The sequence below is a fragment of the Jatrophihabitans cynanchi genome, assembly GCF_027247405.1.
GTDB classification, from domain to species: Bacteria; Actinomycetota; Actinomycetes; order Mycobacteriales; family Jatrophihabitantaceae; genus Jatrophihabitans_B; species Jatrophihabitans_B cynanchi.
On record NZ_CP097463.1, the window covers coordinates 808,676 to 832,590 of the forward strand.

24 protein-coding genes are annotated in these 23,915 nt (G+C 70.4%); 9 read left to right on the forward strand and 15 right to left on the reverse strand.

All coding sequences use genetic code 11. From position 1 onward, the window contains the following. Positions 1-19: 19 nt before the first annotated feature. Positions 20-1,204 (forward strand): glycosyltransferase family 4 protein, encoded by a 1,185-nt coding sequence (locus M6B22_RS03920; protein ID WP_269444470.1) that lies wholly within the window; start codon positions 20-22, stop codon positions 1,202-1,204. Between the two features lie 72 nt (positions 1,205-1,276). On the opposite strand, the gene cds1 is transcribed toward M6B22_RS03920, so the two are convergent. The 7 genes from cds1 to M6B22_RS03955 all read right to left on the reverse strand — a co-directional run bounded on the left by cds1 (position 1,277) and on the right by M6B22_RS03955 (position 7,445). Next, complete coding sequence (gene cds1, locus M6B22_RS03925) at positions 1,277-2,350, reverse strand: L-cysteine desulfhydrase Cds1 (protein WP_407935637.1); 1,074 nt, start codon at positions 2,348-2,350, stop codon at positions 1,277-1,279. Between the two features lie 4 nt (positions 2,351-2,354). Next, on the reverse strand, positions 2,355-2,981 hold the full coding sequence (locus M6B22_RS03930; RefSeq protein WP_269444472.1) for an acyltransferase: 627 nt from the start codon (positions 2,979-2,981) through the stop codon (positions 2,355-2,357). Beyond that, complete coding sequence (locus M6B22_RS03935) at positions 2,965-3,621, reverse strand: HAD hydrolase-like protein (protein ID WP_269444473.1); 657 nt, start codon at positions 3,619-3,621, stop codon at positions 2,965-2,967. Before M6B22_RS03935 ends, M6B22_RS03930 begins: the two co-directional genes overlap by 17 nt. 9 nt (positions 3,622-3,630) lie before the next feature. Beyond that, complete coding sequence (locus tag M6B22_RS03940) at positions 3,631-4,557, reverse strand: class I SAM-dependent methyltransferase (protein WP_269444474.1); 927 nt, start codon at positions 4,555-4,557, stop codon at positions 3,631-3,633. 36 nt (positions 4,558-4,593) lie between these two features. Beyond that, positions 4,594-5,379, reverse strand: coding sequence for an enoyl-CoA hydratase/isomerase family protein (locus M6B22_RS03945; protein WP_269444475.1), 786 nt, complete (start codon positions 5,377-5,379; stop codon positions 4,594-4,596). A gap of 79 nt (positions 5,380-5,458) precedes the next feature. Beyond that, positions 5,459-6,256 (reverse strand): ABC transporter ATP-binding protein, encoded by a 798-nt coding sequence (locus M6B22_RS03950; protein WP_269444476.1) that lies wholly within the window; start codon positions 6,254-6,256, stop codon positions 5,459-5,461. Positions 6,257-6,302: 46 nt separating this feature from the next. Beyond that, entirely contained in the window at positions 6,303-7,445 is a 1,143-nt protein-coding gene (locus M6B22_RS03955; protein WP_269444477.1) for a S1C family serine protease, read from the reverse strand. Between the two features lie 118 nt (positions 7,446-7,563). On the opposite strand from M6B22_RS03955, the gene glgX reads away from it, so the two are divergent. After that, a complete protein-coding gene (gene glgX, locus M6B22_RS03960) occupies positions 7,564-9,705 on the forward strand; it encodes a glycogen debranching protein GlgX (RefSeq protein ID WP_269444478.1) in 2,142 nt (713 codons plus the stop codon). A gap of 29 nt (positions 9,706-9,734) precedes the next feature. On the opposite strand, the gene M6B22_RS03965 is transcribed toward glgX, so the two are convergent. From M6B22_RS03965 to M6B22_RS03980, 4 genes are all read right to left on the reverse strand, one after another. After that, positions 9,735-10,154: a hypothetical protein gene (locus M6B22_RS03965; RefSeq protein WP_269444479.1), complete on the reverse strand. Its 420-nt coding sequence runs from the start codon at positions 10,152-10,154 to the stop codon at positions 9,735-9,737. A 267-nt stretch (positions 10,155-10,421) separates the two neighbouring features. After that, the gene (locus M6B22_RS03970) at positions 10,422-10,874 is read right to left on the reverse strand and encodes a hypothetical protein (protein WP_269444480.1); all 453 of its coding nucleotides are present in this window, start codon (positions 10,872-10,874) and stop codon (positions 10,422-10,424) included. Further along, entirely contained in the window at positions 10,874-11,692 is an 819-nt protein-coding gene (locus M6B22_RS03975) for a phosphoadenylyl-sulfate reductase (protein ID WP_269444481.1), read from the reverse strand. Before M6B22_RS03975 ends, M6B22_RS03970 begins: the two co-directional genes overlap by 1 nt. A 56-nt stretch (positions 11,693-11,748) precedes the next feature. Next, positions 11,749-13,689 carry a MoaD/ThiS family protein gene (locus tag M6B22_RS03980; RefSeq protein WP_269444482.1) on the reverse strand — a complete coding sequence of 647 codons (1,941 nt, stop codon included), beginning with the start codon at positions 13,687-13,689 and terminating at the stop codon, positions 11,749-11,751. Between the two features lie 284 nt (positions 13,690-13,973). Between M6B22_RS03980 and crtI the strand changes: the two genes are divergently transcribed. Beyond that, on the forward strand, positions 13,974-15,467 hold the full coding sequence (crtI, locus tag M6B22_RS03985) for a phytoene desaturase family protein (RefSeq protein ID WP_269444483.1): 1,494 nt from the start codon (positions 13,974-13,976) through the stop codon (positions 15,465-15,467). A 4-nt stretch (positions 15,468-15,471) separates the two neighbouring features. Beyond that, positions 15,472-16,434 (forward strand): phytoene/squalene synthase family protein, encoded by a 963-nt coding sequence (locus M6B22_RS03990; RefSeq protein ID WP_269444484.1) that lies wholly within the window; start codon positions 15,472-15,474, stop codon positions 16,432-16,434. On the opposite strand, the gene M6B22_RS03995 is transcribed toward M6B22_RS03990, so the two are convergent. The 4 genes from M6B22_RS03995 to galK are packed head-to-tail and all read right to left on the reverse strand — an operon-like array spanning position 16,364 to position 18,541. Beyond that, the gene (locus M6B22_RS03995) at positions 16,364-16,684 is read right to left on the reverse strand and encodes a lycopene cyclase domain-containing protein (protein ID WP_269444485.1); all 321 of its coding nucleotides are present in this window, start codon (positions 16,682-16,684) and stop codon (positions 16,364-16,366) included. The genes M6B22_RS03990 and M6B22_RS03995 overlap by 71 nt on opposite strands. After that, positions 16,681-17,055, reverse strand: a complete 375-nt coding sequence (locus M6B22_RS04000; protein WP_269444486.1) for a lycopene cyclase domain-containing protein — start codon at positions 17,053-17,055, stop codon at positions 16,681-16,683. The genes M6B22_RS03995 and M6B22_RS04000 overlap by 4 nt, the downstream gene beginning before the upstream one ends. A gap of 9 nt (positions 17,056-17,064) precedes the next feature. Then, positions 17,065-17,382: an Rv2175c family DNA-binding protein gene (locus M6B22_RS04005; protein ID WP_269445808.1), complete on the reverse strand. Its 318-nt coding sequence runs from the start codon at positions 17,380-17,382 to the stop codon at positions 17,065-17,067. 46 nt (positions 17,383-17,428) lie between these two features. Further along, positions 17,429-18,541: a galactokinase gene (gene galK / locus M6B22_RS04010; protein WP_269444487.1), complete on the reverse strand. Its 1,113-nt coding sequence runs from the start codon at positions 18,539-18,541 to the stop codon at positions 17,429-17,431. Positions 18,542-18,642: 101 nt separating this feature from the next. Here galK and M6B22_RS04015 point away from each other — a divergent pair, with 101 nt between their 5' ends. The 5 genes from M6B22_RS04015 (at position 18,643) to M6B22_RS04035 (ending at position 23,910) form a co-directional block, all read left to right on the forward strand. Further along, on the forward strand, positions 18,643-19,428 hold the full coding sequence (locus tag M6B22_RS04015) for a DeoR/GlpR family DNA-binding transcription regulator (protein ID WP_269444488.1): 786 nt from the start codon (positions 18,643-18,645) through the stop codon (positions 19,426-19,428). Between the two features lie 15 nt (positions 19,429-19,443). Continuing rightward, complete coding sequence (galT, locus tag M6B22_RS04020) at positions 19,444-20,553, forward strand: galactose-1-phosphate uridylyltransferase (protein ID WP_269444489.1); 1,110 nt, start codon at positions 19,444-19,446, stop codon at positions 20,551-20,553. A gap of 152 nt (positions 20,554-20,705) precedes the next feature. Continuing rightward, complete coding sequence (locus M6B22_RS04025; RefSeq protein WP_407935638.1) at positions 20,706-21,980, forward strand: ABC transporter substrate-binding protein; 1,275 nt, start codon at positions 20,706-20,708, stop codon at positions 21,978-21,980. Further along, positions 21,980-22,990 (forward strand): carbohydrate ABC transporter permease, encoded by a 1,011-nt coding sequence (locus M6B22_RS04030; protein WP_269444491.1) that lies wholly within the window; start codon positions 21,980-21,982, stop codon positions 22,988-22,990. Before M6B22_RS04025 ends, M6B22_RS04030 begins: the two co-directional genes overlap by 1 nt. After that, entirely contained in the window at positions 22,987-23,910 is a 924-nt protein-coding gene (locus M6B22_RS04035; protein ID WP_269444492.1) for a carbohydrate ABC transporter permease, read from the forward strand. The genes M6B22_RS04030 and M6B22_RS04035 overlap by 4 nt, the downstream gene beginning before the upstream one ends. Positions 23,911-23,915 lie beyond the last annotated feature (5 nt).

The window sequence follows — 23,915 nt, forward strand, 5'->3', positions numbered from 1 at the left end:
TGCACTAGCGTGCACAGCCGTGCGCGTCTTGCTGCTGTCCTGGGAGTACCCGCCGCTTGTCGTCGGCGGCCTGGGCCGGCATGTCGAAGCGCTCGCCCGCGAGCTTGCCTCGGCAGGCCACGACGTCCGCGTAGTCACGCGCGGGGAACAAGCCCGGTCGAGCGAGGCCACGCGTGACGGGGTGCGCGTGCATCGGGCCGCCGCGGATCCGCTCGCGATCGACTTCACCACCGAGAGCCTGCTCGCGTGGTCGCAGGCGGCCGAGCACGCGCTGCTGCGCGCCGCACTGCCGATGCTGCGCCGGTGGCGGCCGGACGTCGTGCACGCGCACGACTGGCTGGTGGCCCAGAGCGCGATCACCCTCGCGCAGGTGACGGGCGCAGCGCTCGTCAGCACCGTCCATGCCACTGAGGCCGGGCGGCACCAGGGCTGGCTGCCGGGACCGCTGAACCTGGCGATCCACTCCGTCGAGCGCTGGCTGGTGAGCCGATCGGCCGTGGTGATCACCTGCTCGACGGCGATGCACGACGAGGTCGTCCGGCTCTTCGAGCTGCCCGCCGAGCGGGTGGTGGTCGTTCCGAACGGCATCGAAGCGGCACGTTGGCGCGTGTCCGGCGTCGCCCGCCAGGCCGCCCGGGCACGCTTCGACGGCGCTGCCCCGCTGCTCGTGTTCGCCGGACGGCTGGTGCACGAGAAGGGCGTGCAGACTCTGTTGGACGCGGTGCGTCCGCTGCGTGCGCACCATCCCGGGCTCCGGCTCGCCGTCGCCGGCACGGGCGTGCACGAGGCGGCGCTGCACGCGCGGGCCCGGCGCTTGCGCATCGCACGGCTCGTCGACTGGCTCGGGTCCCTCGCCGCGGACGCACTCGCCGCGCTGCTCGCCGCCGCCGACGTAGTGATCGTCCCGTCGCTGTACGAGCCGTTCGGCATCGTCGCGCTGGAGGCCGCCGCCGCGCGCACACCGCTCGTGGTGGCGCGGACGGGCGGGCTGGCCGACCTCGTGTCCGACGGCGTCGCGGCGGACTCGTTCGCGGCCGGTGACAGCGCCGCCCTGGCCGCGGCCGTCGCGCGTGTCCTCGCCGACCCGGACCGGGCTCAGCGCGCGGTTCGCCGTGCGGGCCGGGTGATTCGTCGCGACTACACCTGGACGGTGGTCGCGGCGCACACCGCCGATGCCTACGCGCGCGCTGCCGCGGTCCGGTAGCCGGTCCGTGATGCGATTGAGGGGTCCGGACCCCGCGATCGCATGACAAACCCATCAGCTCGGGCAAACCCGTCAGCTCAGGCGCGCGGCCACCGCGTCGGCGTACGGCGCCAGGTCGATACCTTGGCCGGCGAGCCAGTCGTCGTCGAAGTAGGTGTGGGCGTACCGCTCGCCACCGTCACAGAGCAGGCTGACGATGCTGCCGTCCTGCCCCGCCGCATGCAGCTCGGCCGCGAGGTGCAGCACCCCCCACAGGTTCGTGCCGGTCGACGCACCCACCCGGCGCCCGAGTACCGGCTCCAAGGCACGCGCGGCCGCGATCGAGGCGGCGTCCGGCACCGAGAGCATCCGGTCGACGACACCGGGCAGGAAGCTCGGCTCGACACGCGGCCGGCCGATCCCCTCGATGCGCGACCCACACCCGGTGGTCACCGAGTCGTCACGGTCGCGCCAGCCCGGGAAGAACGCGGAGTTCTCCACGTCGATCACGCACAGCGCGGTGTCGTACCGGCGATAGCGCAGGTACCGGCCGATCGTCGCACTCGTCCCGCCCGTCCCTGCGCCCACCACGACCCAGGCCGGCACCGGATGGCGCTCCAGCGCCATCTGCTCGAAGATCGACTCGGCGATGTTGTTGTTCCCCCGCCAATCGGTCGCCCGCTCGGCGTAGGTGAACTGGTCGAGGTAGTGCCCACCGCACTCGCGGGCCAGCCGGGCCGCCTCGGCGTACACGGTCGTCGGGTCGTCCACGACGTGGCAGCGGCCGCCCTCGCGCTCGATCAGTGCGACCTTCTCGGCGCTGGTGGTCCGCGGGATCACCGCGACGAACGGCAGGCCGAGCATCCGGGCGAAGTACGCCTCACTGATCGCGGTCGAGCCGGACGACGCCTCGAGCACCGTGGTGCCCTCGCCGATCTGCCCGTTGCACAGCGCGTACAGGAACAGCGAGCGGGCCAACCGGTGTTTGAGCGATCCGGTCGGGTGCGTCGACTCGTCCTTGAGGTAGACGTCGACGCCCGGCATGGAGGGCAGTACCAGCGGCACCAGGTGCGTGTCGGCCGAACGGTTCGCGTCGGCCTCGACGCGGCGCACCGCCTCGTCCACCCAGGCGCGCGCCGCACGCGAGCGCCGGTCCACGTCATGCACGGCGTCATGCACGGCGGTCTCGGATCACCCGGGCGGGCACGCCGACGGCAACGCTGTGGCCCGGCAGGTCCCTCGTGACGACCGCGTTCGCACCCACGACCGAACCCTCGCCGATCTCCACCCCGCGCGCAACCGTCACCTTGGTGCCGAGCCAGACGTCGCGACCGATCCGCACGCGTGACTTGGCGATGCCCTGGTCCTTGATCGGGACGGTCAGGTCGGCGAAGTTGTGGTCGAAGTCGGAGATGTACACGTTGTCCGCGATCAGCGTGCTGTCGCCGATCTCCACGTCCAGGTAACAGTTGATCGAGACGTCCCGCGCCAGCACGCACTTGTCACCGACCGACAGCGTGCCCTCGTGACAGCGCAACGCGGTGTCCACGCCGAGGTGGATCCACCGGCCGAGGATGAGCCGTCCGTAGCCGCGCCGCGCGTACAGCTCCACGCCGCGGTCCAGGAACACGAAGCCGGTCGTGATCACGTGCCGGTTGCGCACCTTGAAGGCGAAGAACCGCCAGTACCGCACCAGGTACCAGGGCGTATACGCGCGATGGCGCAGCACCCACCGCAGCGACGCCCAGGTCAGGAAGCGGGCGCTGCGCAGCTGCACCCGCTCAGGACGCTGCAGCATCGGGCGCCTCCAGCAGCCGGGCCAGGTCGCCGACGGTGCGGCAGATCGCCAGCGGGCGCGCCGACTCGAGCTCGTCCGGGAGCGCGTACCCCCACCCGGCGCCGAGGCAGCCGATGTCGTGCGCGCGGGCACCGAGCACATCGTGCGAGCGGTCGCCGACCATCAGCACGCCGGACGGGTCTGGATGGCCCAGTTGCTCGAGCACGTGTGCGATCACCAGCGCCTTCGTGCCGCGCGAGCCGTCCAGCGCATCGCCGCCGATGACCTCGAACATCTCGGCCACGCCGAGGTGTTCGACGATCGGCACCGCGTAGCGCTCGGGCTTGCTGGTCGCGACGGCGAGCCGGACCCCGTCGCCGCGCAAGGTCTGCAGCAGCGCAGGCACCCCGTCGAACGCCGTGGTGTCGAACATGGCCGTCGCATAGAAGTCGCGGTACGCCGCGATCACCTCGGCAAGTGGCACCGCGCCGATCAGTGGTGGCAGCGACTCGTAGAACGGCGGGCCGAGAAGCGCCCGCTCGGTCCGCGCGTCCGGCTCCGGGACCCCGGTGACGGCGAACGCGTGGCGCAGCGCCGCCAGGATCCCCCGGGCAGAGTCCGAGACGGTGCCGTCCAGGTCGAACAGGACCACGCTTGGCACGGGCACGGCTTACCGCTTCAGCCCGGTGATCTCGGCGTTGTAGAACAACCCCTTCGGGACGACGTGTTCGAGCACCCGATCGACCGCGGACAGCCGCATCCAGCCCTTCATCGCGAAGTTCGCCCAGCGCATCCCGAGCCTGCCCTTCGGCACGGCGCACTCGAACGTGCGCACCGGCCAGCCGAACCACGCTGCCAGCAGCTCGTTGGTCCGCACCTGCACCTGCACCGCGCCGGCAGCCCGTGCCGTCGCCGCGAGCGAGGCGGGAGCGAACGTGTGCAGGTCGACCACCGCCTCGAGCGCGGCGGCCCGCGAGGACTCGTCGAGTTCCTCTTGCGGACGGCGCCAGCCGGCCAGTTGCGGCAGCCGGGTGACCCGCGTGGCCGCCCACCAGGTCATCCGCGAGAGCCGGCGCGCGATCACGTCGCCGTAGCGGGTCGGTTCGCCGGCGAAGACGAACCGACCGCCCGGCTTGAGCACCCGCAGCACCTCGCGCAGTGCGAGCTCGACGTCCGGGATGTGATGCAGCACCGCGTGCCCGATCACCAGGTCGAAGCTGTCGTCGTCGTACGGCAGCCGTTCGGCGTCGGCCACCCGGCCCTGCACCTGAAAGCCCAGGGACGCGGCGTTGCGCTCGGCGACCGCGACCATGCCCGGGCTCAGGTCGGTCACGTGGCCCTTGTCCAGGACGCCGGCCAGCTTCAGGTTCAGGGTGAAGAACCCGGTGCCGCAGCCGAGTTCGAGCGAGCGGCCGTAGGGCCAGCCGTCGTGGCCGGCGACGTGCTCGAACCGGTCACGCGCGTAGTCGATGCAGCGCTGGTCGAACGAGATGGACCACTTCTCGTCGTACGTGCCCGCTTCCCAATCGTGGTAGAGCACGTTGGCCAGCTTGGGATCGTCCCAGGCGGCGGCGATCTGCTCCTCGGTCGCACTCATCGGGTCGTCGCGCTCACCGGACTCGGCACACGGCCGTCACCCGAAGACCGCCTTGCCCGGCCCGTGTTCGATGAACGAGCGCATGCCGACCGCGCGGTCCTCGGTCGCGAATAGCGAGGCGAACAGGTGCGACTCGAGCCGCAGGCCGTTGCCCAGGTCGCCGTCGAGGCCGCCGTCGACCGCCGCCTTCGCCGCGGCGAGCGCGAGCGCCGGCCCGGTGGCGAACTTGGCGGCCATCGCGAGCGCGGTCGGGTACACCTCGGCTGCCGGCACCACCGCGTCGACGAGGCCGATGGCCAGCGCCTCGTCCGCGTCGACGAACCGGCCGGTGTAGATGAGGTCCTTCGCCTTCGCCGGCCCGATCAGCCGGGGCAGGCGTTGCGTGCCGCCGGCGCCGGGGATGATGCCGAGCAGGATCTCCGGCTGGCCCCACTTGGCGTTGTCCGCGCTGACCCGGAAGTCCGCGGTGAGGGCGAGCTCGCACCCGCCGCCCAGGGCGTACCCGGTCACGGCCGCGATCACCGGTTTCGGCACGGCGGCCAGGGCGGACAGCGCCGACGAGAGCCGACCCGCGTCGCGCAGCATGTCCTCGTGGCTCTGGCCGGCGAACTCCTTGACGTCGGCACCGGCCGCGAACACCTTCTCGCCGCCGTACAGGACAATGGCCCGGACCGCGCGGTCGCGAGAGACATCGTCAGCAGCGGCGCGCAGCTGTTCTTGCAACTCGGTGTTCAGCGCGTTCATCGGCGGGCGGTCGAGCCGGATCGTCGCGACTCCGGCGGGATGCGTTCCGCCCGTCTCCACCCGCACCAGCTCAGCCATGCTGCCCAACCCTTCGCTCGCGACCGGTACCCGAGCCTAAGGCCTGCGCGGCTAACGCTCGCGCCGAGTGCCGCAGACCTCAGACGGCGCGGGCGTACCAGCGGCCGTCGCGCCGCTCGATACGCAGCGACAGGCCGAACGTGGCCGACAGCGACTCGGCGGTGAGCACGTCCCGGGCCAGCCCGGCCGCGACCACCGCGCCCTCGCGAAGCAGCAGCACGTGCGAGATTCCCGGCGGCAACTCCTCGACGTGGTGGGTGACCAGCACCGAGGCTGGGGCGCCGGGGTCGGCGGCCAGCCGGGTCAGCCGGCGCAGCAGGTCCTCGCGCCCGCCCAGGTCCATCCCGGCCGCGGGCTCGTCCAGCAACAGCAGCTCCGGGTCGGTCATCAGCGCGCGGGCGATCTGGACCCGCTTGCGCTCCCCCTCGCTCAGCGTGCCGTAGGTGCGCTCGTCCATGCCGGCCACGCCCAGCCGTTCCAGCAGCCGGGCCGCGCGCCGCACGTCCAGCCGGCCGTAAGCCTCGCGCCAGCGGCCGAGCACCGAATAGCCAGCACTGACGACCAGGTCGATGACCTGCTCACCGGCCGGGATGCGCTGTGCGAGCGCGGCGCTGGACAGCCCGATGCGGGGCCGCAGTTCGAACACGTCGACACTGCCGAGCCGCTGACCGAAGACGTACGCGTCTCCCGACGTGGGATGCAGGTTGGCCGCGGCGAGCTGCAGCAGGGTCGTCTTGCCGGCGCCGTTCGGGCCGAGCACGGCCCACCGCTCGTCCTCCTCGACCGTCCAGTTGATCGAGTCGAGCAGCACCTTCGAACCGCGCCGGACGGTGACGTCGACGAACTGCAGCACAGCATCCTGGTTGAGCTCGGCCACCTGTCCATCAAACCGTAAGGAGGTTCCGGCCTGCGCCAGGCGCCCGCTAGTCGGCCGGCCCGCGGGTCAGGACGACGCTCGCGCGGTGCGATTGTCCGGATGTGTCCGTCCAGCGCAGCCGCACCGAGTCCGCCGGGCGATGCCGGTGCAGCGCTGTCGCCAGCGAGTCGGCGGACGTGACCGCCACACCCCCTACCGAGGTGATCACGTCGCCCGCGGCGAGTCCTGCCTCGGCAGCCGGGGTGCCGTCGAGGACGCCCGCGACACTCGCGCCCCGCGCCGCGCCGCTCGCAGTGCCGTCCGGCGCGACGGACACGCCCAGGAACGCGGGATAGCCCAGGTGAACCGTCCCGGTCGAGGCGGTCGCCGACTCGATGGTGGCGGCGATCGAGCGTGCCGGGTCGATCGGGATCGCGTAGCCGGCGACAGTCTGCCTCCGGGCGGTCTGCGCGGCGGTGTCCATGCCGATGATCTCGCCGGCGGCGTCGTACAGCGGGCCACCTGAATCGCCGGCTCGGATCTGCGCGTCGACCTCGATCAGCCCGGTGAGCTTCTCGGCGTTCGCGCCGCTCTCGTCGCTGGCCGTGATCGCCTGGTCGAGGGCGGTCACCGTGCCTGCCGCGGCACTGGGCGTTCCGCCGGCACCTCCGGCGTTGCCGACGCCGGTGATCGCGTCGCCGACCGCGACGGCCGAGGAGTCGCCGAGCCTCGCCGGCTGCAGCCCGGATGCGCCGGTCAACCGGAGCACCGCGATGTCCTCGGACGGATCGGTGCCGACCACACCGGCCCGATAGGTCCGTCCGGTGCTCACGACGGTGACGGTGATCGAGGTGGCGCCTTGGATCACGTGGTTGTTGGTCAGGATCTCGCCGCTCGCGGTGAGCACCATCCCGGTACCGGCCGCCTCGGCGTTCTGGTAGCCGAGCACGGTGTCGATGTCCACGACGCCGACCTGCTGCGCGGCGGTCGCGGCTGCCGTCGTGCTCTGGGCGGGCGCACCGCCCGGCCCGTTGGCGCCGCCCTGTCCACCGGTGTCGCCGCCCCAGCGCGGAAGCACCGAGGCCGGCGTGGTCTGCTGCGCGAGCGTTCCCGTGCCGGTCACCACCCGCGCGCCGTTCGCCGCCAGGCCGATCCCGAGTCCCGCGACGGCCAGGGCGGTGACGCCCGCGATGACTGGGGTGCGGTTCATGAGCACAGCAAACCCGGACTTCCCCGGATCGGACTGGGGGCGGCCGGTGTGCCGGCTGTGAACTGCCCGCGGCCGTCGCCCGGCCCGCCGGATCGATCATTGGCTACAGTCACCGGCGATGCTGCCCGAGGAACTCACCGCCGCCCTGGCCGCGCGCTTGGAGCGCGCCTGGCCGGGTGATCCGTTCCCGCTCGGCGCGCACTGGGACGGCGAGGGCACCAACTTCGCGATCTGGTCGACGACCGCCACCGCCGCCCAGGTCTGCCTGTTCGACAGTGGGGGCGCAGCCGCCGGGCAATCGGGCACGGAGTACCGGATCGACCTGGACGATCGCACCTACCACGTCTGGCACGGTTACCTGCCCGGCGTCGGCCCGGGGCAGCGCTACGGATTCCGCCTGGACGGTCCGTACGACCCGTCCCGCGGGCTGTTCCACAACCCGGCCAAGCTGCTGCTCGACCCGTACGCGCGCGCCATCGAGGGCGAGTTCGTGGACCATCCGGCCGTCTACGCCGACAGCGCCGAGGACTCCGCCCCGCATGTGCCGCGCTCGGTGGTCATCCACAGCGCCTTCCCGTGGGGCGATGACCGCCGGCCGAACGTACCGTGGGACGACACGGTCATCTACGAACTGCACGTGCGCGGCTTCACCAAGCTGCATCCGGACGTGCCGCCCGAACTGCGTGGTACCTACGCGGGGCTGGCGCACCCCGCGGCTGTGGACTACCTGACCTCGCTGGGCGTCACTGCCGTCGAGTTGATGCCGGTGCACCAGTTCGTCACCGAGCCGGCGGTCCAGGCGCGTGGCATGCGCAACTACTGGGGCTACAACACCGCCGGGTTCTTCGCGCCCCACGAGGCCTACAGCTCGCGGCGCGGCAACCAGGTCCGCGAGTTCAAGTCGATGGTGCGCGCACTGCACGCCGCCGGCATCGAGGTGATCCTCGACGTCGTCTACAACCACACCGCAGAGGGCGAACCGAACGGTCCGGTCCTGAACTTCCGCGGCATCGACAACGGCTCGTACTACCGGCTGGACGAACACGACCCGTCCAAGTACGTCGACTACACCGGCTGCGGCAACACCTTCGACCCGCGCCACCCGTTCCCGCTGCAACTGATCACCGACTCGCTGCGCTACTGGATCACCGAGATGCACGTCGACGGGTTCCGCTTCGACCTCGCGTCCGCGCTGGCGCGCTCGCTGCACGACGTGGACAAGCTGTCCTCGTTCTTCGACACCATCCATCAGGATCCGGTGATCTCGCAGGCCAAACTCATCGCCGAGCCGTGGGACGTCGGCGCGGGCGGCTACCAGGTCGGTGAGTTCCCGCCGTTGTGGACGGAGTGGAACGGCCGCTACCGCGATACGGTGCGCTCGTTCTGGGCCCACGGCACCGACGGCGTGCGCGATCTGGCCTACCGGCTGACCGGCTCGTCGGACCTGTACGGCGACGACGGCCGGCTGCCGATCGCGTCGATCAACTACGTGACGGCGCACGACGGCTTCACGATGCGCGATCTGGTGTCCTACGAACGCAAGCACAACGAGGCGAACGGCGAGGCGAACCGCGACGGCACGGACGACAACCGGTCCTTCAACGGCGGCACCGAGGGCGATCCCGCACCGGCCGAGGTGGTCGCGCTGCGCCGCCGGCAGGCGCGCAACCTGCTGTCGACGCTGCTGCTGTCCACCGGGGCCCCGATGCTGGTAGCCGGCGACGAGCGGTGGCGCACGCAGCAGGGCAACAACAACGCGTACGTGCAGGACAACGAGATCTCCTGGCTGGACTGGACGAGCAGCGACAGCGCCGAGGACCTGCTCGCGCTGGTGCGCCGGCTGCTCACCCTGCGGCGCGACCATCCGGTACTGCGCCAGCGTGCCTTCTTCGAGGGACGCCCGGTCGAGGACGAGTGCAAGGACCTCGCCTGGTTCCACCCGGCCGGCCGCGAGATGAGTGATCAGGACTGGTTCGACACCGGGCTGCGCTCGATCGGCATGTACCTGGACGGGCGCGGGCTTCGGCACCGCGGCCGGCGCGGCGAGCTGATCATCGACGACTCGTTCCTGCTGCTGCTGCACGCGGGCGACAGCGACGGCGAGTTCCGGCTGCCCGCAACCCCGTGGGCCGCCGAGTTCGAGACGGTGATCGACACGACGTGCCCTGGCGGCGCGCCGCCGTCGTCGGCTCCGGTGCCCGGCGGGGCATCGCTACCCGTCCGGGCCCGATCGGTCAGGTTGCTGCGCGTGCAGCGCTGACCTCGTCGGGCTCGGCATTGCCGTTGAAGTCAGTGCACCAGCGAGTGCAACTCGGCCACCGCCGCGTCCGGTTGGTCGACTGCGTGGACGAGGGCGCTGCTGCCCGGACAGGAGAGCCCGGCGCGCACCAGGTTACGGGCGAGAACGGTGGGTTTGATGCCGATGACCGCCGCCTGCCGCTCCAACGCGGCCAGCTGCGCCGGGTCGACGCGGACGGAGAGAACGACGGATGCACCGGTCGTTCGTCGCACCGGACGCGGGGGAAGTCGCGCCGCAGCCTCGTCCTCCGCGGCAAACCGGGCCGGTTCACGCTCGACCGAAGCGATGCTTTCCAGGCGGCCCCGTTCCGCGTCGGACAGCGAAGGATCGAAGCGCCTGCTGGTGTCGACGCCGGGGATCCTCCAGTCGGTTTCATCGGTCTCGACGGCGTTGCGCGCGGGGTCGGTCATGACGCGAAACCTGGCCGCAGCTACTGCCGATTCGGTCAACATCCATCGACGCTGCGGCATTGCCCGATGTGCGCCGGACTTGTAGGACAGTTGTTTACCGCTGCCGCGCGGGGCCGATACGCCGTGTAAACGTCTGTAGTACAACTCCGGACGCACCACCCATGGAGCTTGCGGTTGGTGCTCATGGTCGGCGGCGCGCGTGTGGGTGTGTGAGAGAGCCCGCGGCGCACGAGGCAGGGCCGACGTCGAAGTGAGCAGGCCCAAGCGTCAGCCCGTCTGCAGGCTGCGGACCTCCAGCCCCTCGGGTTCGAGCGCGATCGCGATGTCGATGCCGTCGACGACGAGGTCGAGCTGGTAGCGACCCGGGGTGCGCGAGGTGATACGCGCCGACTGCAGCGTGCGACCGGCGAACTGGGACAGCAACCGGTTCACGTCGGCGGTCTCGGCGCTCAGTGCGTGGCCACCCGGCGTGCGCCGGTACACCGCGGTCAAGAGCCGTTCGGCCTCGGCGCGGCCGAGCTGGCGCGCCTTGCCGGTCTCCAGCGCGAGCGCGCACACCCGCTCGAGCGCGGGCAGCAACTCCTCGCCGATCTCGCGCGTGCCTGCCGCCTCGATCAGCGCGCCGTACGGGCCGTGCTTCTCCTCTGGAAGCACGGCGACGAAGGCGGCCACCGTCTCGGCGACGGCGACGGCCTCGTCCTCGCTCAGGCTGAGCGTCACTACCGCGCCGATCGGCGCTCGGCCTCGGCGAAGATCGCCTGCGCCTCGTGCTCGAAGCTGCCGGTCTCGATCGGGCAGTGGATGCCGCACTCCTTGGGTGCACCGGTCTCCCACCACCAGCGGCCGGCGCGGTCGTTCTCGCCCTGCTGGATGGGCCGCGTGCACGGCGCGCAGCCGAGGCTGGTGAAGCCCTGCGCGTACAGCGGGTGCACCGGGGCGCCGTTCTCCTTCAGGTACGCCTCGACCTCGTCGCCCTCCCAGTCGGCCAGCGCGTTGATCTTCACGATGCCCTCGTGGTCGTGGTCCAGCTCGACCTTCTTGATCGCGGCACGGGAGGCCCACTGGTCGCGGCGCAGTCCGGTGAACCAGGCGTCCAGACCCTGCAGCGCCTTCACCAGCGGCCGTACCTTGCGGATCTGGCAGCAGAGCATGCGCTCCTCGACGGAGTTGCGGAACAGGTTCACGCCCCGCCGCTGCACCATCGCCTCGACCTCGGTGGCCTCCGGGAAGAGCACGTCCCACTGGGTGCGCGGGTAGTGGGCGCGCACCTCGTCGATGAACTGGTAGGTCTCCTGTGGCAGCCGCCCGGTGTCGACCGTGATCACCCGCACGTCCGGCTTGATCTTCACTGCCATGTCGAGGATCGCCATGCCGTCGGCCTGCAGCGCCGTGACGATCGCGATCCGGTCACCGAAGGTCGAAAGGCCCCACTCGATGACGTCCTCCGGCTCCTGGTCGTCCAGGTCCAGTGCGATCTCACCGATCTCCAGGTCGTCGAAGCTGACGCGCTCCGAGGTCCGTTCCAACAACTGTGTCATCTCAAATTCCTTGTCAAAGTCTGTCGTGTGCTCGGGAAGAGTTGGGTATCAGTGGGTCAGCCGCCGGACATCGCCATGACGATGATGATGTCGACGCCGGGCTGAACCGGGGTCTGCAGCCCGTCGAGGCCGCGGATGTCGTCGTCGCCGATCGCGATCAGGAACGACTCGGCAACCTTGCCGCCGGGCAGCACGGTCGCACCGAACTCGGGGAACCGGGCCGCTACCGCCGCGAGCGCCTCGCCGACGGTGGCGGCCTGGACGTCCAGCCGGTCCTCGCCGTTCACCAGTGGCAGCAGCGGTCCGGGCAGGCGCACCGCGACACTGGTGTCCGGGACGGCGGCCGCAACCTCGCTGTCGTTCGCGATCGCGACCAGTTCCTCGTCGGTGTGCGCGTTGCAGAAGTCGCCGATCGTGAACGCCGGGTTGCCGGTGCTGTTCCGCTCCTGCAGCCACGCGCCGACCAGCCGGTCGATGACCGCGTTGATCTCGCCGGTGGGTACCCGCCGCATCAGCCGGCGGCCGATGGCGGTCCGGGTGCCGAGGCCGCCGCCGACGGTGAGGTCGTAGGCCTCCACCCGCTCGTCCGACCCGTCGATCCGGGTCGTGGTGCCCTGCAACCCGATCTCGCCGACCCAGTGCTGCGCGCAGGCGTGCGGGCAGCCGTCCATGTGGATCGCCAGGTCGCCGATCTGCTCGCTGCCGAAGTGCTCGGTCAGCTCGTCGAGCATCTCGTCGAGCTTGCCCTTGGTCTCGGCGACCGAGTAGTTGCAGAACGTGTGCGACGTGCAGGCCAGCGAGCGGCCGAACGCGCGGCCCCGGTCGAGGTCGAAGCCGATCTCGCGCAGCGTCGCCTTGACGTCGTCGACCCGCTCGACCGGCACGTTGCCGAGGATGAAGTTCTGCTGGCGGGTCAGCCGCACGTCGCCGCCGTAACTCTCGGCGAGCGCCGCGAGCGTCTCCAGCTTGCTGCCGGTGATCCGGCCGGACGGCACCGGGACACCGATGTACACCAGCCCGTCCTGGCGTTGCGCGTGCACGCCCAGGTGGTCCGCGTCCAGCTTGGGCTCGGGCGCGGTGCCGTCCTCGAGCGGGCGGCCGAGCGCCTCCTCGATCTTGGCGCGCATCCCCTCCGGGCCGTAGTCGTCCATCATGAACTTGATCCGCGCCTTGGCCCGCGAGATGCGGTAGCGCAGGTCGCGCTGCCACGCGTTGGTGACGGCCGCGAGCACCTCGACGGTGTCCTCGCGCGGGATGAACACGCCGATGTCGCGCGAGATGCGCGGCGTGTTGGTCATGCCGCCGCCGACGCGCAGTGCGAACCCGTCGCGGCCACCCTGCTCGACCGCGATCAGCGCCACGTCGGAGATCTCCGGAGCGTTGCACTGCGCGCTGCACGCCGAGATCGTGTACTTGTGCTTGCGCGGCAGGTTCGAGAACTCCAGGTTCCCGTAGAAGTGCTCGGCGACCTCGCGGATCACCGGCGTGACGTCGAACGGCTCGTCGTGGGTCAGCCCGGTGACCGGGCAGCCGGTGATGTTGCGGACGGTGTCGCCCTCACCGCCGTTCGTGGTCAGCCCGGCGGCCTCGATGTCGGCGAGCACCGACGGCAGCTTGGCCAGTTCGACCCAGTGCAGCTGGATGCCCTGGCGCGTGGTCAGCTCCGCCTCGTCCCGGCCGTACTCCCGGGCGATGCGGCCCAACGCGCGCGCCTGCTCGGCACTGACCAGCCCGCCGGCCACCTTGACCCGCACCATGAAGGTGCCGATCTTGGGCTTGTCGTGCGCGAGTGCCCACCAGTAGAGCCGGACGATGTCCTCCTCCGGGATGTCCTCGTAGCCGCGGGCGATGAGTTCGGGCAGCTCGTCGCGCACGTTCAGCGGCGGGCGATCCCGCTTGAGCCGCTCGATGTAGTTGCGCTTGTAGACCAGGTCCCAGTCCGGCGGCGGCTTGTCGGCGCCGGACCGGCGGGTACGGGTGGGCAGGGTTGCAGTCACGGTTTCCTCCGTGCGGGGGTGATCGCGAGAGTGCGCGACGATGCGCTGGACGGCATGGAATCGATGCAGGCGCCAGCGGAAACCCTGCCGCAGGACGGCAGCGGTGGGTCGCTCGGCGGCTAGGCCATCAAGTGGCGCATGGCACGACACTGGCAGAGCATCGGGATCATTTTCCCGACCAGCCCGGTGCAGCGCGTGCAGATCACCCGCCGAGCATAGCGGCATGCTTCGGGCGGCGGCACACCGGTCGTGCCCGGTTTCACACCAAGTAGCCTGCACCTGCGATGCGCACCGTTCCCGGACCCACCAGCTCGGTCGTCGTGGTGGGCGCCGGACTGGGCGGCCTTTCGGCGGCCCTGCACCTCGCCGGAGCGGGCCGATCGGTCACGGTCCTGGAGCGTGAGGCGGTGCCGGGCGGGCGGTGCGGGCTGATCCGGGACCACGGCTACCGCTTCGACACCGGCCCGACCGTGCTGACCATGCCGCAGCTGCTGGCGCGGCCGTTCCAAGCTGTCGGCGAGGACCTGGCCGACTGGCTCACCCTGCACCGGCTCGACCCGGCATACCGGGCACGTTTCGCCGACGGCTCCAGCATCGACGTCCGCGCAGACGTCGACGCCATGGCAGGCGAGATCGCCGCCACCTGCGGCGCCGAGGACGCGGACGGCTACCGGCGACTGGTCGCGCACCTGCGCAGGCTGTACGAGCTGGAGCTGCCGCACTTCATCGACCGCAACCTCGACTCGCCGCTGCAGCTCGCCGGCCGGCCCCTGGCCGCCCTGGTGGCGCTGGGCGCGTTCGGTCGGCTGGCGCGCAAGGTCGGCTCGTTCGTCCGGGACGACCGGTTGCGCCGGCTGTTCACGTTCCAGGCGATGTACGCCGGCCTCGCGCCGAGTCGGGCGCTGGCGATCTACGCCGTGATCACCTACATGGACTGCGTCGAAGGCGTGTACTTCCCCGAGGGCGGCATGCACGCGATACCCACGGCGATGGCCGAGGCGGCTGCCCGGCACGGCGTCCGGGTGCGCTACTCGACCGCGGTCGAACGGGTGGAGGTCGCCGGCGGGCGCGCCCGTGCGGTGATCACCGCCACCGGTGAGCGGATCCCTGCCGACGTCGTGGTGATCAATGCCGACCTGCCCACCGCGTGCGCGCAGCTACTGCCGCCGGGCTACACGCCGCCACGGGCGCGCCGGCTGCGCTACTCGCCGTCCGCCGTGGTGCTGCATGCCGGCTCGAGCGCCGACTACCCCGACTCCGTGCACCACACGATCGACTTCGGTTCGGCCTGGGAGCGCACGTTCGCCCAGGTCATCGACCGCGGTGAGCTGATGGGCGACCCGTCGTTCCTGCTCACCACGCCGACCCGCACCGACGCCTCGCTCGCACCGGCCGGCCGCAACAGCTACTACGCGCTGTTCCCGGCGCCGAACCTGGCACGCCCCACGATCGACTGGGCGACCGAGGGCCCGCGCTATCGCGACCGGATCGTCGCCACGCTGCAGGAGCGTGGCTACCCGGGGTTCGGCGACGCGATCGAGTGCGAGTACCTGATCACCCCCGCCGACTGGCGGGCCCAGGGTCTGGCTGCGGGTGCACCGTTCGCGGCCGCCCACACCTTCGGCCAGACCGGGCCCTTCCGCACCGCCACCCTGCACCCGGGCATCGAGAACCTGGTGTTCGCCGGCTCGAACACCCAGCCCGGCGTCGGGGTGCCGATGGTGCTGATCTCCGGCCGGCTCGCCGCCGAACGGATCACCGGACCGGTAGCAGGATGAGCCCATGACCGGCCGGCGTGACCTCGACGCGGCAGGCATCACCGACCCGGCGCTACGGGCCGGTTACGAGCTGTGCCGCCGCCTGAACGCCCGGCACGGCAAGACGTACTTCCTGGCCACCTTGCTGCTGCCTCCGCAGAAGCGCCCCTACGTCCATGCGCTCTACGGGTTCGCCAGGCACGCCGATGACCTCGTCGACGACCTCTCCCCCGGGCTCGCCTCCGACGCCGGGCGTGCTCGCCGGTTCACCGCGTGGAGCGAGCAGTTCCTGACCGATCTGGAGTGGGGCGCCACGAGTGATCCGGTCACGCGCGCGGTGCTGGACACCATCGCGCGCTGGCAGATCCCGACCGGCTACTTCGCCGATTTCGTCGACTCGATGCGGATGGACCTGACCGTCGACAGCTACCGGACCTACGCCGAGCTGGACCGGTACATGTGGGGATCGGCGGCGGTCGTCGGGCTGCAGATGCTGCCGATCCTCGGCCGCGCGGACACCGAGGTGCGCTGGGACGTGCTGGAACAGCACGCGATCGCGCTCGGCACCGCGTTCCAGCTCACCAACTTCCTGCGGGACGTCGGCGAGGACCTGCGCCGCGGGCGGGTCTACCTGCCGCAGGAATCACTCGATGCGTTCGGCGTGAACCGCGACCGGCTCGAGCGTGGGCGCGTCGACGAGTCGATCCGCAACCTGCTCGCCGCGGAGATCGAGCGGGCGCGGCGGCTGTACCGCGCGGCCGATCCCGGCATCGACCTGGTGCACCCGAGCTCGCGCGACTGCCTGCGCACCGCGCGCACCCTGTACAGCGAGATCCTGGACGAGATCGAGCGGCGCGACTACGACGTGTTCCACGGCCGCGTGGCCGTCGGCCTGCCGCGGCGGGCGCAGGTGGCGCTCAGCGGCGCGCGCGGGGCGTGGGCGTCGAGGCGCGCCGGCCCCACCACACCCACAGGCTCAGCGTCGTGAGCACCATGGCGAAGCCGAACAGCAGGTCCTCGACAGGTGCGAACGCGACCCGCCAGCCGATGATCCGCTCCGGGTCGTAGCGCACGATCCGCAGCCCGGTCAGCACCCCGTTCACGAGAAGCTGGAAGAACACGATGATCGCGTACGCGGTCCAGAACGCCTTGCGGCGCAGCAGCCTGGTGTGCAGCACGGCCAGGTCCAGCAGCGCGGCGAGCAGCACGCCGAGCACGGCGAGCGCGGTGTAACTCATCGCCGTTCGCCGGGCGGTCGCTCGCCGATCGGGGCGCCGCGGGTCGGCTCGTCGCCGATCAGCCAGTCCGGCCGGCGGGCGCGGACGGCCTCGAGCGTGAGCACCGCACAGGTCGGGATCACCAGGAAGAACAGCAACTCCTCCACCGGCAGCCGACCGGGCAGGGTGAGACCCACCAGGTAGCGCGCGTCGTACCACCACAGGCGCGCGTGGATCGCCCAGACGTCCCAGCCCGCGAACAGGATCGTCACCGGCAACACGCTGAGCGCGAGGCGCCGCCAGCGCGCGTACACGCGGGTGCCGAGCAGGAACTCCAGCGGCAGCGTGCCCAGGACGCACGCGGCGAGAACCGCCAGATACACCAGGTGCACGCGGGCCGCCTAGAAGCCGGCGGCCTGCGCCCGGCGCTTGACCTCGGTGCCGCGGTTCTCGCGCAGCGCCGCCATCGGCGTGCCCGGGAGCGAGTCGTCCGCCCGGTAGAGCCAGTCCACGATCTCCTCGTCCGTGTACTTCGCGTCACGCAGCAGGGTGATCACGCTGCGCAGCGACTTCACCACGGCGCCGTCCTGCACGCAGTCGGCCGGTACCCGCCGCACCCCGTCGGCGCCGCGGAGCCCGACGAGGACGCCGTCGCGCAGGTACTGGTGAACGCGCGAGATCTCCACGTCCAGGGCGGTCGCAACGTCGGGCAGCGTCATCAGGTCCACGACCGAGAGCCTGCCATGACCGCGCACTGGCCGACTCTCAGCCGGGCACGACCTCGCGGGCACCGCCGGCGGCGGCGGTCACGAAGGTGCGCGGCTCCAGGAACCCGTGCGCGGCGAACGCCTCGGCGACCGCCCGCTCGCAGGCCGGCACCAACTCGGCAGGCAGCAGCGCGATCACGCTGCCACCGAAGCCGCCACCGGTCATCCGTGCTCCCAGCGCGCCGGTGCGCAGTGCGACCTCGACCGCGACGTCCAGCTCCGGGACGGTGATCCGGTAGTCATCGCGCAGCGACGCGTGCGAAGCGGTCAGCAGCGGCCCGATCGACTCGGGCTCGCCGGCGTCGAGCAGTTCGACCGTGCGCAGCACCCGCTCGTTCTCGGTGACGACGTGCCGGGTGTAGCGCCGCAGTTCGTCGCCGGGCAGTCGCTCGAGCGCGGACGCCAGGCCCGCCATGTCCAGCTCGCGCAGCGAGGTGAGCCCGAGCAGGGCGGCCGCCCGCTCGCAGCCGTCGCGCCGCTCGCGGTATTCACCGCTGGCATGCGCGTGATGCGCCCGCGTGTCGATCACCAAGATCGCCAGCCGGTGTCCGGTCACGTCCAGCTCGACCTGCCTGGTCTGCAGGCTGCGCAGGTCGCAGAACAGGGCGTGCCCAGGCACGCAACGCAGTGCGGCCAACTGGTCCAGGCCGCCTGTCGGGGCACCGACGAAGTCGTTCTCCACGCTGCGGGTCAGGGCGAGCAGCGCGTCGCGGTCCAGCCCCAGCCCGAGCACGTCCTGCACCGCCAGCGCGACCGAGCAGGCCAGCGCTGCCGACGAGGACAGCCCTGCCCCGACTGGCACCGTGCTGTCGACGTGTATGTCCAGCCCGGGAACCCGCGCTCCGTCGCGGCGCACCGCCCACACCACGCCGGCCACGTACCCGGCCCAGTCGAGGTCGGCGCCCGGCCGCACGTCATCTTCGGCCAGCGTCACGGTGTCCTCGCGCTGGGCCGAACGGATGACGAGCCCGGTCCCGTCGACGACCGTGACGGTCGCGGTGCACGACTGCTCGATCGCGAACGGCAGGGCGAAGCCGAGGTTGTAGTCGGTATGTTCGCCGATCAGGTTGACTCGGCCGGGTGCGGCCCAGGTCGCGCTCGTACGCGGCACGAGTTTCGCCCTTCTCTCTGGACCTTGCTGGTTCATTCTGTTATATCGTGTTTGACTCTGTGGGAACAGCCGACATGATCACCCCTCGAGAGGACCACCCCATGCTCGCGCACCAGCGCCAGGTCCGCATCCTCGCCGAGTTGCGCCGCACCGGCGCGGTCCGGGTGTCCGACCTGACCGAGTTGCTGGGCGTCTCGGACATGACGATCCGGCGCGACCTCGAACAGCTGGTCGCCTCGGGAGCAGCGCACAAGGTCCATGGCGGGGCGGTGCTCGCCGACCAGGTGGCCCATGAACCCGGTTTCGCGGTCAAGAGCCAGCTCGAGCAGACCGCCAAGCACGCCATTGCCGCGCATGCCGCCACGCTGATCGAACCGGGCGCGGCGATCGCGCTGTCCGCGGGCACCACCACCTGGGCGATGGCGCGGCTGGTGGTCACCATCCCCGGGATCACGGTCGTCACCAACTCCACCGCCGTCGCCGACGCGATCGCCACGCTCGACCCGATCAACCAGGTCGGCGTGATCCTCACCGGTGGGGTGCGAACGCCGAGCGCCGCCCTGGTGGGACCGGTCGCCGACCGCACGATCGCCGCGATGCACGTGGACCAGCTGTTCCTGGGGGTGCACGGGATCGACGAGCGCGCCGGCTTCACCACGCCGAACCTGGCCGAGGCCGCCACCGACCGCGCACTCATCGACTGCGCGCGCGAGGTGATCGTGCTGGCCGACTCGTCCAAGTGGGGGGTGGTCGGGCTCGCCGACATCGCGCCGTTGTCCGCCGCGCACGTGGTGATCACCGACGACAAGCTGCCGCGGGAAGCGATGCGCGTGCTGAACGACCAGGTGGCGTCGGTGGTCACCGTCCCCGATGAGCTGGTGTCCTGAGGTGACCTGCCGACGATGACCGTTCGCCAGCGCACCGTCCTGGCCGACGGACGCGAGTTGTTCTACTTCGACTCGGCGCCCGGCCGGGACCGCGACGCACCCGACCTGCGGACCGAACTGCCCGAGACGTCGACCACCTCGCAGGTGCGTTGGGACCCGCTGTTCCACGCCCACACGGTGATCGCCGATCACCGCCAGTCGCGCATCTTCCGGCCCCCGGCCAACCTGTGCCCGCTGTGCCCGACGCGCGACGGGATGCACACCGAGGTGCCCGCCGCGGACTACGAAGTGGTGGTGTTCGAGAACCGTTTCCCGGCGTTCGCGGTGGACTCCGCGCAGACGGTTCCGCGGGTGACGACGCCGCCCTTCCAGTCGGCCCCGGGCGACGGGCGCTGCGAGGTCGTCTGCTTCACCGCGCAGCACGCCGGCTCGTTCGCCCGGCTCACGCACGCGCAGGCGCGGGTCGTCATCGACGCCTGGGCCGACCGGACGCGTGCGCTGAGCGAGATCGGCTCGATCGAGTACGTGTTCTGCTTCGAGAACCGCGGGGCGGACATCGGCGTCACGCTCTCGCATCCGCACGGGCAGATCTACGGCTACCCGTTCGTTCCGCCGCGCTTCTACAACGCCGCGCGCACCGCGCGGCGCCACCGCGAACGGACCGGCCGCTGCCTGCAGTGCGAGCTGCTCGCCGCCGAGCTGGGGGCCGGTGAGCGCATCGTGTCCGAGTCGGCGCACTGGGTCGCCTACGTCCCCTTCGCCGCGCGCTGGCCCTACGAGATGCGGGTGGTTCCCCGGGTGCACGTGCCTGATCTGCCGGCGCTCGCCGACGAGCTGCGCGACGACCTCGCCCGCGTGTACCTGGACGTGCTGCGCCGGTTCGACGGGCTGTTCGAGGCCCCCGTGCCGTACATCGCCGACTGGCACCAGGCGCCGGTGCGCCAGGACCGCGAGTCGTGGCACCTCGCCGCGGAGATCTTCACGATCCAGCGCGCGCCCGGGCTGCTGAAGTACCTGGCCGGCTCGGAGTCCGGCGCGGGGATCTGGATCAACGACGTGACACCGGAGACCGCTGCTGCCCGGCTGCGTGCCGCCAACACCGAACTGCAACGCACGAACCCTTGACAATCCAACAGGGTGCCGCTTTGCTTTGGGTGGTTGTGATGGATCACGTTGGAAGTTGTGAATAACCGGCGCTTTCGCCGCTGCCCAGCCGTTTGAGGAGGCAACCGATGCCAGACCCGTCCGGTACGTTCCCGTCGATCAGCCGACGGTCGATGCTCAAAGGCATCGCCGGCGCTGCCGGCCTCGCGGCGACGCCCGCGCTGATCGCCGCCTGCAGCAGCAGCGGTGGTGGCGGCGCCAAGAAGGGCAGCACGGGAAGCGGGGACATCACGTTCGGATCGAACTACTCCGACCCGTCCACGAAGGGCGCCTTCGCGACGCTGACCCAGCAGGCCACGTCCGCGACCAGCGTCAAGATCAACGTGAACACGGTCGACCACAACACGTTCCAGAACAACATCACCTCGTACCTGCAGGGCACGCCGGACAGCCTGTGCACCTGGTTCGCCGGCTACCGCATGCAGTACTTCGCGGCGCAGGGGTTGCTCGCGCAGATCGACGACGTATGGGACAAGATCGGCTCGAACTTCAACGACGCGACCAAGTCACTGTCCAAGGGCCTGGACGGGCACTACTACTTCGTGCCGATCTACAACTACCCCTGGGTCGTGTTCTACAACAAGAGCACCTTCTCCTCGAAGGGCTACAGCGTTCCGACGACCTGGGACCAGTTCACCGCGCTGGCCCAGCAGATGAAGAAGGACGGCCTGATCCCCATCGCCTTCGCGGACAAGGATCTGTGGCCGGCACTGGGCACGTTCGATATCTTGAACCTGCGCATCAACGGCTATGACTTCCACATGCAGTTGATGCAGAACAAGGCGCAGTACACCGACCCCAAGGTCACCGAGGTGTTCAAGCACTGGGCCGAGATCCTGCCGTACTGCCAGTCCGGCGCGAACGGGCGCATCTGGCAGGACGCGGCGAAGGCCCTGGAGAACAAGCAGGCCGGCATGATGTTCCAGGGGTCCAACCAGGTGGCCGCGAACTACTCGGCGGCGAACCTGGCCGACCTGGACTTCTTCCCGTACCCGGCCATCAATCCGGATTTCGGCCAGGACTACATGGACGCACCCGCTGACGGATTCATCATGCCGAACAAGGGCAAGAACGGCGGCTCGGCCAAGAAGGTGCTCGAGTACATCGGCACCGGGCCGGCCGAGGTCGCCTACCTCAAGACCGACAAGTGGGACGTCGGGCTGGCGCAGAACATCGACACCAGCGGCTACAACGCGATCCAGAAGAAGTCGGCACAGGCGATCGCGGCGTGCAAGAACGTCGCGCAGTTCGGCGACCGCGACACCGACCCGGCGATGGCCGCCGCGCTGGAGGCGCTGATCCAGAAGTTCATCGACGACCCGAGCGACTCGAACATCAGCTCGATCCAGAAGAGCGCCGCGGATCAGGCGAAGACTATTTTCGGCTGATGACGCTGGGCGTAGACGTCCGATCCTCCGATCGAGAGGAGGCGCAGCGTCGCCGGCCCCGCCGCAAGCGGGGCCGGCGACTGCTGTCACGGCGCGACAAGGTCGTCCTGACCCTGATGCTCGGCATCCCGGTGCTGATCGACCTGGCGTTCATCTGGTTCCCGGCACTCGGCTCGATCGTGCTGTCCTTCACCCGGTGGAACGGGATCGGCGGGCTGCACCTGGGCAAGACCTGCCAGCCGCCACCGGCACCGTCCGTCCTGCAGAACGGCTGCTTCTACGGTGTGCAGAACTATCACCAGGCGGCCACGGTCTACCCGCAGTTCTGGCCGGCGGTGCAGCACAACCTCATCTGGCTGGCCGTGTTCATCTGCTTCGCGACACCGCTGGGGATGCTGTTCGCGGTCATCATCGATCGGGGCATCCGTGGCAGCCGGATCTATCAGAGCGTGCTGTTCCTGCCGGTGATGCTGTCGCTCGCACTGATCGGAATCGTCTGGGAGTTCATGTACTCGCAGAACCTCGGGCTGATCAACACGGTGATCGGGCGCAACGGCAACAGCAACGCGATCGACTGGCTGGGCAACCCGCACCTGAACCTGTGGGCGGTGCTGGTCGAGGCGACCTGGCGGCAGGCCGGCTACGTGATGGTGCTCTACCTGGCCGGGCTCAAGGCGGTCGACCCGTCACTGCGTGAGGCTGCGACCATCGACGGCGCCAACGCGTGGCAGATGTTCTGGCGGGTGATCTTCCCGGTGCTCAAGCCGATCAACATCGTCATCCTGGTGGTGACCGTGATCGAGTCACTGCGCGCGTTCGACCTCGTGTACATCACCAACCACGGAAGCAACGGGCTGGAGCTGCTCTCGGTGCTGGTCACCAACAACATCGTCGGCGAGATCTCGCGCATCGGCTTCGGCTCCGCGCTCGGAGTGGTGCTGCTGGTGATCTCGATCGTGCCGATCTCGATCTTCCTGTACCAGACGTTCCGGCGGGAGGAGCCGCGATGACGGCCGTGGCGGCGGCGCGCACCAGCGAGCGGGACGCCACCGGCCGCGCCGGCGGCCGCAGGCGCGGTCGCGGGCTGAGCAGCGCACTCGCCCAGCTGTTCATGATCGCGGCGTGCGTGCTGTGGATCCTGCCGATCGGCTTCGCCCTCTACGTGGCGCTACGGCCGTACTCGGAGACGTCCAAGTACGGGTACGTCGCGATGCCGCACCACATCACCCTCTCGAACTTCCAGCAGGCCTGGACGCAGTCGAACATGCTGCGGTTCTTCGAGAACTCGGTGCTGATCACGGTCCCCGCCGTGATCATCACGTTGGTGCTCGCCTCGTTCGTCGCGTTCGTGGTGTCCCGGTTCAGCTTCCGGTTCAACATCGCGCTGCTGATCATGTTCACCGCGGGCAACCTGCTGCCACAGCAGGTGATCATCACGCCGCTGTACCGGCTCTACCTGCAAGTTCATCTGCCGCACTTCCTCAGCGAAAGCGGGCTGCTGTACAACTCGCTGACCGGGCTCGTGGTCATCAACGTGTCCTTCCAGCTCGGGTTCTGCGTCTTCGTGCTGAGCAACTTCATGAAGACGCTCCCCGCCGAGATCTACGAGGCGGCCCTGGTCGACGGCGCCTCGGTCTGGTCGCGGTACTGGCGCCTGACGCTGCCACTGTGCCGGCCGGCGCTGGCCGCCCTCGCCACGCTGCTGACGACGTGGATCTACAACGACTTCTTCTGGGCGATCACCCTGATCCAGACGGGCAACAAACGGCCGATCACGGCCGCGCTGGCCAACCTGCAGGGGCAGTTCGTGGCAAACCAGAACCTGATCGCCGCCGCCGCGCTGATGGCCGCCATCCCGACGCTCGTGGTCTACGTCCTGTTGCAGAAGCAGTTCATCGCCGGCCTGTCACTCGGCTCGACCAAGGGCTGAGCGCC